This window comes from Massilia sp. TWP1-3-3, assembly GCF_049897805.1.
Classification (GTDB): domain Bacteria; phylum Pseudomonadota; class Gammaproteobacteria; order Burkholderiales; family Burkholderiaceae_D; genus Telluria_A.
In genome coordinates this window covers 35,533-46,629 of the sequence record NZ_JAFCWX010000016.1, presented here as the reverse complement: position 1 = coordinate 46,629, position 11,097 = coordinate 35,533, and the positions used below count along the sequence as shown (strand labels likewise).

The following is an 11,097-nucleotide window of genomic DNA, read 5'->3' as shown; positions in this document are numbered from 1 at the left end:
GACACGACATTGACAGGCTCAAAGACTATGATGACATCCACTTCGGCTAGCGCTACGCCACCTGGCGACGACGACGCGTTCTATGAATTTGAGGCCTCGTTCGCCCAGCAGCGGCTCTGGTTCCTCGACCAGCTCACGCCTGGCTCGCCGTTCTACAACTTGCCGGTAGCGTTGCGGATGCGCGGCGCGCTCGATACCAATTTGCTGCGCGCCTGCCTGGACGCGCTCGTGCAGCGCCATGAGTCGCTGCGCACCACGTTCGCGGAAAGTGAAGGCCAGCTGCTGCAGTTGATACGGCCCGAGGGCCAGGTATGCTGGACCGAGCGCCACCTGGAAGAAGGCGACAGCAGCGCAGGGGCGCAGCGCGCCTTTGAGGAAGCGCTGGCGGAAGGGCAGCGCCCATTCGACCTGGAACGCGGGCCGCTGTTTCGCGCCTGCCTGCTGCACATCGCCGAGCAGGACTGGGTGCTGTGCCTGAGCATGCACCACATTGTTTCCGATGGCTGGTCGCTGGGCGTGCTGGTGCGCGAACTGGGCGCGCTGTATCGGGCCGGCCTTGCCGGGGAACAGCTGGCATTGCCGGAACTCGAATTCCAATACCCGGACTACAGTCACTGGCAGCGCGAATGGATGAGCGGCGAGGCGCAAGATCGTCAACTCGCGTACTGGCATGCCAAGCTGCAGGACGCCCCTGCGAGGACGGCGCTGCCCACTGATTTTCCGCGCCCGCACAAGCAATCCTATCGCGGCGACCTGCTGCCGGTGGAGATCGACCCGGCGTTGACCGCTGCGCTGCGTGCGCTCGCCACGCGCGCCGGCACCTCCTTGTTCATGGTGGTGCTGGCCGCCTACCAGACGCTGCTCTGGCGGCACGCGGGGCAGACCGACATCAGCGTCGGCGTACCGGTAGCCAACCGGCCAAGAATGGAACTGGAAGGCTTGATCGGATGCCTGATCAACACGCTCGTCATGCGCGCGCAGATTGATCCTCAGGCCTCGTTCCTGGTCTTGCTAGGCCAGGTCAAGCAGACCGCGCTCGAAGCGTTCGCGCACCAGGACTTGCCGTTCGAAAGGCTGGTCGAGCACCTCAAGCCGGCCCGGGACCTGAGCCATGCACCGCTGTTTCAAACCATGTTCATGCTGCAGAACATGCCGATGGATGCGTTCTCCCTGCCCGGAGTCGACTGTGTTCCACTTGACCTCAATATCGGGACGGCGAAATTTGACCTTACGCTCTCGCTGACCGAGCGGGGCGACAGCCTGGTCGGCTATCTTGAATATGCCAGCGACCTGTTTGAGCGCGCCACGGTCGCTCGCATGGCCGGCCATCTGACCGCGCTTTTGCGCTCGCTCGTGCGCACGCCCGAACTGCCGCTGGCGGCTTTGCCCTGGATGTCGAGCGACGAGCAGGACGTGCTGGCGCGTGCCTGGAGTGTGGGCGAAGCCGGGCCCGAATCGTCAACCCTGCTGCATCGGTTCGACGCACAGTGCGCGGCTCACCCCGACGCGATCGCTCTCGAAGAAGACGCCGGCCGGCGCCGTCTCACCTACGGGGAACTGGACGCGCGCTCGGCAGCCTTTGCGGCGCGCCTGCAGGCAGCCGGCGTCGGTCCCGACACGCGGGTGGCGCTGTGCATGGAGCGCTCCATCGAGCTGGTGGTCGCGTTGATCGGTATCCTGCGCGCCGGCGGGGCTTATGTGCCGCTGGACCCTGCATATCCGGCCGAACGGCTGGCCTATATCCTGCGCGACTGCGCGCCGGTGGCCCTGGTCGCCACCGCGCAGACGCTCGCGAATCTGCCGCCGTCGGCACTGCCGGTCTTAGACCCGACGGCGCTTGACGCGGCCGCGCCCATGGCCAACGTCAAGCACGCACTGCACCGGCATAGCCTGGCCTATGTGCTGTACACGTCCGGTTCCACCGGGCGCCCGAAGGGCGTCGCGGTCACCCACGGCGCACTGGACAACTTTTTGCATGCCATGGGCAGTGAACCCGGCTGCGCACCCGGCGAGGGCGTGCTGGCGCTCACTTCCATCTCCTTCGATATCGCGGGCCTGGAGCTGCTGCTGCCGCTGGTCAGTGGCGCACGGGTTGTCATGGTCTCGCGCGACGACGCGCGCGATCCGCTGCAGATCGCCGCCCACGTGGCGGCGGGACGGGTGACCTTGATGCAGGCAACGCCGTCGACCTGGCGCATGCTGCTCGACGCCGGCTGGACGGCGCCGCAAGGCATGCGCTGCCTGTGCGGCGGCGAAGCCATGCCGCGCTCGCTCGCCGCGCGCCTGCTCAGTGGCGGCGCGCGCCTGTGGAATGTGTATGGCCCGACCGAGACGACCGTCTGGTCCACCGCGACTGAAATCCCGGCCTCCGACGTTGACCCACTGATCGGGCGCCCGCTGCGCAACACGCGCGTGCATGTGCTGGACAAATGGCTGCTGCCGGTGCCGGCCGGAGTGTGGGGTGAGCTCTACATCGCGGGCGAAGGCCTGGCGCGCGGTTATCTGGCGCGGCCCGATCTGACGGCGGAGCGCTTTGTCCCCGAACCGTTCGGCGCGCGCGCCGGAGAGCGGATGTATCACACCGGCGATGTGGTGCGCTGGCGGGCCGACGGGAAGTTGGAGTACCTCGGCCGGGGTGACGGCCAGGTCAAGATCCGCGGTTTTCGCATCGAGCTCGGTGAAATCGAGCACCAGCTGTCGCTACATGCGCAGGTAGCCTCGGCGGTGGTGCTGGCCCGCGCTGATGCGCCGGGCGAACAACGCCTGGTCGCGTATGTCACGCTCGTTGACGCCCGTGATGGCATTGCCGCCACGCTCAAGGCGCATCTGCAGTCGGCGCTGCCGGACTACATGGTGCCATCGCTGTACGTGGTGCTGGACCAGCTGCCATTGACCCCGAACGGCAAGATCGACCGTCAGGCACTGCCTGCGCCGGACGTCACGCTGGCGCCGGATCTGGTCGCGCCGCGCACCGCCGACGAGCTGCTGCTCGCGCAGATCTGGGCGGAGGCCCTGGGACGCGACGCTCACCAGACCATTGGCGTGCATGAGAATTTCTTCGATATCGGCGGGCACTCGCTGCTGGCCACGCACGTGCTGGCCAAGATACGCGCCGCATTCGACCTGGAGCTGCCGCTGCGCGCGCTGTTCGACGCCGGCACCATCGCCACGCTGGCCGACCGTATCGCGCAGGAGCGCCAGGAGCAGGGTGGTGCGGGCGCCGCGCCGGCCATACCCGCGATCACGCGCTGCGAGCGCAACGCGCCACTGGCGCTGTCGTTCGCCCAGCAGCGGCTCTGGTTTATCGACCAGCTTGAAGGCAGCACTGCGCTGTACAACATGCCGGCCGCCGTGCGCCTGCGCGGCACGCTGGACGCCGCTGCGCTCGAGCGCAGCCTGGACGAGATCGTGCGGCGCCATGAAGCGCTGCGTACGCGTTTTGTCACGCTGGACGGGCAGCCGCACCAGGTGATCGATGCGGCGGCAGGCAGTGCGCTCGCATTCACTGACCTCACTAGCCTGGACCGCGCCGAGCGCGAACAGCAAGCCGGCCAGCTGGCGCGCCAGGAAGCGCAGACGCCCTTCAAGCTGGACGGCGGCGCATTGCTGCGCGCCCGCCTGATCCGCCTGCAGGAAGACGAGCACATGGTGCTGCTGACGATGCACCACATTGCGTCGGACGGCTGGTCGATCGGCATCCTGGTGCGCGAAATGGCCGCGCTGTACCTGGCTTATTCGCAGGGACAGCCGTCCCCGCTGCCGGAACTGGCGATCCAGTACGCCGATTTCGCCCACTGGCAGCGCAGCTGGCTGCAAGGCGACGCGCTGGCGCAGCAAATGGGCTACTGGAAGGAGCAACTGGGCGGTGCACCGACGCTGCTGACCTTGCCGACCGACCGGCCGCGTCCCGCGATGCCGAGCTATCGCGGCGCCAGGCTGGCGTTCACCATTGACGCGGCCACCACGGCCGCCCTGCAGGCGCTCAGCCGCCAGGCCGGCGCGACCCTGTTCATGACCTTGACCGCCGCTTTCAACGTGCTGCTGGCGCGCCATGCCGGGCAAAGCGATATCTGCATCGGCACCCCGATCGCCAATCGCCGTCACGCTGAACTTGAGCCGCTGATCGGCTTTTTCGTCAACACCCTCGTGCTGCGCACCCAGGTGGACGGCACGGCATCCTTCAGCGCGCTGCTGCAGCAAGTGCGCGCCACCGCGCTGCAAGCCTATGCGCACCAGGATCTGCCGTTTGAGCAGCTGGTCGAAGCGCTCAATCCCGAACGCCACACCAGCCACGCGCCCGTGTTCCAGGCGATGCTGGCCATGCTCAATGCGCCGATGGACGAGGTGGTGCTGCAGGGCCTGACGATGCAGGCCCTGCCCGCGACGGATACGCCGGCCAAGTTCGACCTGACCTGGCATGTGCAGGAAGAAGGCGGGCAGTTGCTCACCAGTTTTGAGTACAGCACCGACCTGTTTGACGCCCGGACCATGCAGCGCATGGCAGCTCACCTGAGCGCGCTGCTCCAGGCGGCGGTCGCGCAGCCGCAGTGCGCGCTCGACCAACTGGACATGCTTGGGGCAAGCGAACGCGCCCAGCTGCTTTACGGCTGGAACGACACCGCCGCGGAGCGCGGACAGTCGGGGTGCGTGGATCGGTTCACCGTTGACTCGGTCCAGCAACTGTTCGAAGCGCAGGTCCGGCTGACGCCAGACGCTGTCGCGGTGGTGTACGAAGGCGCGCAGCTAAGCTATGCGGAACTGAACGCGCGCGCCAATCAGTTGGCCCACTATCTTCGCCTCGCCGGTGTTGGGCCGGACATGACGGTCGGCCTGTGCGTGGAACGCTCGCTGGACATGGCCATTGGCGTGCTCGGTGCGCTCAAGGCCGGCGCCGCCTATGTGCCGCTCGACCCGGCCTATCCGCCCGAACGCCTGGCGTACATGCTCGCTGATGCGCGCCCGGCGGTGCTGCTTACCCAGCAGCGCTTCATTGACGGCGGCGAGCTGCAGCCCGGCGGCGACATTGCCGTGTTCTGTCTCGACACCCAGGCGGCGCAACTCGATGCGCTGCCCACGTCTGATCCGCACAACAGCACCGGCCCCGACAACCTGGCTTACGTGATCTACACGTCAGGCTCCACCGGCAAGCCGAAAGGCACCTCGCTGCCGCACCGCGCATTGGCCAATCTGCTGATCTGGAGTGAGCAAGCCTTGCCCAAGACGCGCCGCGCGCTGCAGTTCGCGTCCGTCAGCTTCGATGTCAGCTTCTGCGAAATGTTCACCAGCTGGCAGTCCGGCGGCACTTTGTTCATCGTGCCGGAATACGTGCGCGTCGATCCTTATGCGCTGGCCGAGTTCATGACGCGCCACGCGATCGAAACGGCCACGCTGCCGGTGCTGGTCCTGCAGACCATTGCCGCGATCGCGCCGTCGGCACGGGTCGAGCTGTCGCACCTGAAAGAGATCATCGCCACCGGGGAAGCCTTGTCCGTCACCAGCGCGCTGCGCGACTTTTTGCGCTTGGACGGACGCCGCCTGCACAACCATTACGGTCCGTCCGAAACCCACGTCGTCACAGCCTATACGCTGCCCGCAGATGGAACGTCTGGATCCGGATTGCCGCCCATCGGTCGCCCGATCGACCATACCCAGATCTACCTGCTCGACGCCAACCTCGCGCCGGTCGCCATCGGCGTGACCGGCGACCTGTACATCGCGGGCGAGAACCTGGCGCGCGGGTACCTGAACCGCCCGGACCTGACGGCGGAAAAGTTCATCCCCAATCCGTTTTGCCCCACACCGGGTGCGCGCATGTACGGCTCGGGCGACCTGGCGCGCTATCTGGCCGACGGCAACATTGAATACCTCGGCCGCAAGGACGGGCAAATCAAGCTCCGCGGCTTTCGCATCGAACTGGGCGAAATCGAAACGCGTATCCTGGCCATGGAGGAAGTGCGCGACGCCATTGTGATGCTGCGCGAAGACCAACCCGGCGACAAAGTCCTGGTAGCCTATCTGACGCTGGCGCAGGGCGTGCAGGGCGAACGGGTGAATGACCTTGGCGCTGCGCTCAGGCAGGTGCTGCCCGACTACATGGTGCCGGCGCATTTCGTGGTGCTGGAGAGCTGGCCGTTAACCGTCAACGGCAAGATCAACCGCAAGGCGCTGCCGGCGCCGCAGATGCTGCGCGGCGAGCATGGCTTTTGCGCGCCACGCACGGCGACTGAACAGACGCTGGCGCAGATCTGGGCCGGCTTGCTCAAGCTCGACCAGGTGGGCGTTCACGATAATTTTTTCCATATCGGCGGCCATTCGCTGCTGGCCACGCAAGTGCTGGCCAAGGTGCGCGCCACGTTCGCGCTCGAGTTGCCGTTGCGCGCGCTGTTTGACGCGCCGACGCTCAGCGCGCTGGCTGATCGCATCGACCAGGCGCGCCAGGAGCAGGGCGCTGCAAACGGGCTGCCCGCATTGCCGGCTATCGCCCGGGCCGACCGCAACGCGCCGCTGGCGCTCTCGTTCGGCCAGCAGCGATTGTGGTTCATCGACCAGCTGGAAGGCAGCACTGCGCTGTACAACGTACCGGCTGCGGTGCGCCTGCGCGGCAGTCTGGACGCCGATGCGCTGGCGCGCAGCCTGAGCGAAATCATGCGCCGCCATGAATCGCTGCGCACCCGTTTTGCCAATGTGGGCGGGGAGCCGCGCCAGCTTGTGATCCCTGCGACTGGCTGTGCGCTCGCGTTCACGGACCTAACTGAGCTAACCGGCCTGGACGGCGCCGGGCGCGAAGCGCAAGCCGCCCATCTGGCCTGCGAAGAAGCGCAAACCCCGTTCAAACTGGACGGCGGCGCACTGCTGCGCGCCCGGCTGATCCGCCTGGCGCTGGGCGAGCACATCGTGCTGCTAACGATGCACCACATCGCCTCGGACGGCTGGTCGATCGGCATCCTGGTGCGCGAACTGGCCGCGCTGTACACGGCCTATGCGCAAGGGCAGGCGTCGCCGCTGCCGGAACCGGCGATCCAGTATGCCGATTTCGCCCAGTGGCAGCGCGCCTGGCTGCAGGGAGACACGCTGGCGCAGCAGCTGCTCTACTGGAAAGAGCAATTGAGCGGTGCGCCAACCTTGCTGACCTTGCCGACCGACCGTCCGCGGCCGGCTTCGCCAAGCCATCGCGGCGCCAGTCTCACCTTCGTCATCGGCGCGGCCACCACGGCCGCCTTGCAAACGCTCAGCCGCGACGCCGGCGCCACCTTGTTCATGACCTTGACCGCAGCCTTCAACGTGCTGCTGGCGCGCCATGCCGGCCAGAGCGACATTTGCATCGGCACGCCGATCGCCAATCGCCGCCACGCCGAACTTGAGCCGCTGATCGGCTTTTTTGTCAATACGCTGGTGCTGCGCACTCAGGTCGATGGCACCGCCACCTTCAGCGAACTGCTGCAGCAGGTGCGCGCCACGGCGCTGGCCGCGTATGCGCACCAGGACCTGCCGTTCGAGCAGCTGATCGAAGCGCTCAATCCCGAGCGCCACACCAGCCACGCACCGGTGTGCCAGGTGATGCTGGCGCTGCAAAATACGCCGGACGACGCGCTGGCGTTGCCAGGCCTGCGCATGGACGTGCTGCCGGCAGCGCAACTGCCGGCCAAGCTCGACCTGACCTGGTATGCGCGCGAAGAGGGCACTCAGTTGCTCTGCACCTTTGAATACAGCACCGATCTGTTCGACGCGGCGAACATGGCGCGCATGGCCGGGCACCTGACACGCCTGCTCGACGCGGTGGCGGCCGACCCGGCGCGCCAAGTGGGCACGCTGCCGATGCTGTCGGCGGGCGAGCGCGAACAGTTGCTGGTCACGTGGAACCAGACCGATGTCGCCTATCCCACCGCGCCATGCATCCACCAATTGTTCGAAGCGCAGGTGGCGCGCACGCCGGACCAGGTGGCGCTTAGCTGCCAAGGTGAACGAATCAGCTTCGCGCAATTAAATGCCCGCGCCAACCGCGCCGCACACAGTCTGCGCGCGCGCGGCATCGAACCGGGGGCGGTGGTCGGGGTCTGCCTGGAGCGCAATGCGGACTTGATCGTCGCGCTGCTGGCGGTGCTAAAAGCCGGCGCCGCCTACCTGCCGCTGGACCCGGCCTATCCGGCCGAGCGCTTGCGCTTCATGCTGGACGACGCCGCCACCACGCTGGTGCTGGCGCATGCCTGCTTTGGCGACCTTGTGGCGGGCTCCAAGGCGCCGGTCCAGGTAATCGACAGCGCCTGGGGCGAGGGCGAAAGCGCCGCCAACCCGGCGCCGCTTGTCTCCCCGCAGGACCTGGCCTACCTGATCTACACCTCCGGCTCGACCGGCAAGCCCAAAGGCGTGGCGATTGAACACCGCGCCACCGTCACGCTGCTGCACTGGGCGCGCGACGCCTTTACGCCGGCACAGCGCGCCGGCATGCTGGCCTCGACCTCGGTGTGCTTTGACCTGTCGGTATTCGAGATCTTTGTCCCCCTCAGCTGGGGCGGGCGCATCCTGCTGGTGGAAAATGCGCTGCATCTGCCGACCATGCAGGACCAGGGCAGTCTCACCTTCATCAATACCGTCCCTTCGGCGATGACGGAACTGGTGCGCTTGAACCAGGTGCCGGCCGGCGTCAAAGTGGTCGGCCTGGCCGGAGAACCCCTACAAAACGCGCTGGCGCAAAGTCTTTATCAGGCGGGCGTCGAAAGCGTCTATAACCTGTATGGACCGTCGGAAGACACCACCTACTCGACGTTCGACCGGATCGCGCCGGGCAGCCTGGATGCAGTCTCGATCGGGCGCCCGGTCGCCAACACGTGCCTGTACATCCTGGACGCGTTCCTGCAGCCGGTGGCGCTGGGCGTGGCCGGTGAACTGTACATTGGCGGCGCCGGCCTGGCGCGCGGCTATCTGCACCGTCCCGAGTTGACGCAGGCGGCCTTCATTGCCGACCCGTTCAGCACCGCGCCGGGCGCGCGCCTGTACCGGACCGGCGACCTGGCGCGTTACCGCGCCGACGGCCGCGTCGATTACCTCGGGCGCATCGATCACCAGGTCAAGCTGCGCGGCTACCGCATCGAACTGGGCGACATCGAAGCGGCGCTCTTGAACCACGGCGCCGTGCGTGAAGCGGTGCTGCAGGTACGTGAAGACAAGCCTGGTGACCGGCGTTTGGTCGCCTACCTGGTGGCCGCCGGCGATGCGCCGGATGTGGGCGTGCTGCGCAGCTTCTTGCTGGGCAAGCTGCCGGGCTACATGGTGCCGTCGGCCTTTGTCGTGCTCGCGCAGTTGCCGCTCACGCCCAACGGTAAGGTTGACCGCAAGGCACTGCCGGCACCCGTGCTGCCTGCCACGCTCGCGGCAGCGCCCGAGGTCATGACGGCCACGCAGCAGCAAGTGGCCGCCATCTGGCGCGCGCTGCTGGGCGTGCCGCAGGTGGGACTGCATGACAATTTCTTCGACCTGGGCGGGCATTCGCTGCTGGCGCTGCGGATGGTTGCGGAACTCGAGCAAAAGCTGGCCTGGCGCGGTTCGGTGGCCGCAGTCTTTGAGCATCCGACGCTGGCGCAGCTGGCCGACCGGGTGACCCTCGATGGCGCTGAAGTGCATGAAGCTCGCCTCGAAACAGTGGTAGGCGACAGCAACGACGCGCCACTGTCGTTCGCCCAACAGGGCGTCTGGTTCATGCATCAATTCGATGTGGCCCGCGCCGCCTACCTGATGCCGGCCGCAGTGCGCATTGACGGACCGCTCGACGCCGACTGCCTGCATGCGGCGCTGCGCCAGCTGACGCAGCGCCAGCACAGCCTGCGCACGGGCTTTGTCACGCAAGACGGGGTGGCGCTGCAGCGGGTGTTTGCCGAGGTGGCCATTGACCTGCCGATGCTTGACATCGGCCCCGGCACCGAGGAAGAACTGGCCGCCCGCACCAGCGCGCAAATCGCCGCGTTCAGGAACCAGGATTTCGATCTGGCCCAGGCGCCGCTGTGGCGCTGCATGCTGCTGCGCGCCACGCCAGAGCGCCACGTGCTGCTGCTCGTGCAGCACCATATTGTCTCGGACGGCTGGTCGGCCCATATCCTCATCAGCGAACTGGTGACGCTGTATCTGGCGCAGCGCGATCAGCGCGCGGCGCAGTTGCCGCCTTTGACGCTCCAGTATGCCGATTTTGCGCGCCGCGAGCGCCGTGAACTCGATGAGGACGCGTTCCGGGAGCCACTCGCCTATTGGCGCACCCAGCTTGCGCAACTGCCCCCGCCGTTCGAACTGGCCGGCAGCAAGGCGGCGCCGCTGGAAAGAAGCTACCGCGGCGCGGTGCGCTATTTTGTGGTGCCGGCCGACGTGCGCGGCGCGCTGGCCGCGTATGCGCGCACGCAGCGCGTCTCGGTCTACATGGCCACGCTGACGGCGTTCACGCTGGTGCTCGGCCACTACGGGCGCCAGCGCGACATCGTAATCGGTTCACCCGCAGTGAACCGCCCGCGCGCCGAACTGCAGAACCTGATCGGCTATTTTGTCGATTCGCTGGTGCTGCGCCTGCGCTTTAATGAGCGCATGGCGCTGCCTGAACTGATCGGCGAGAGCCGCAAGGTGGTGCTTGAGGCGCAGCAGCACCGCGCCATCCCGTTCGAGCAACTGGTCGACAAGCTGCGCGTCGAACGGTCGCTTGGCAGCACACCGCTGTTCCAGGTGTGGTTCAACTACCAGAACGATTTGGGCGCCATCGTCGATGCCGACAATCTGCGTCTGACGCCTTTGCCGATCGACGACGACGTGGCCAAGTTCGTCCTGTCGCTGACGATCAGTGAAACCGACGATGAGCTGCGCGGCTATCTGACCTATGCGGTCGATCGCATCGATGACGCCCAGGCCAAATGCGTCATCGAGCGCCTGTGCGACCTGCTGCGCCTGATGCCTGCAATGGGCTCGCCTTCGCTGGGCGCGATCGACGAGGCGCTCGACGCCCTGGCGGCGCAGCGCGAGCAGGAGGCGCAGGCCGAGCGCAGCAAGCAGGACGGCGCGTTCCTGCGCTCGCTGCGGGCGCGGCGCACTTCCTTGCCGGCCGGGTAAGCAGGCAGCTGCGCGCTT

1 protein-coding gene is annotated in these 11,097 nt (G+C 66.9%); it reads left to right on the top strand.

Annotated elements, in window-relative coordinates; genetic code table 11:
* Nucleotides 1–30: 30 nt before the first annotated feature.
* Nucleotides 31–11,079, top strand: a complete 11,049-nt coding sequence (locus ACP7D4_RS16775; RefSeq protein WP_426210228.1) for an amino acid adenylation domain-containing protein — start codon at nucleotides 31–33, stop codon at nucleotides 11,077–11,079.
* Nucleotides 11,080–11,097: the final 18 nt, after the last annotated feature.

Coding starts and splice junctions, on each gene's coding strand:
- ACP7D4_RS16775 (WP_426210228.1), top strand. CDS start 31: ATGACATCCACTTCGGCTAGCGCTACGCCACCTGGCGACGACGACGCG.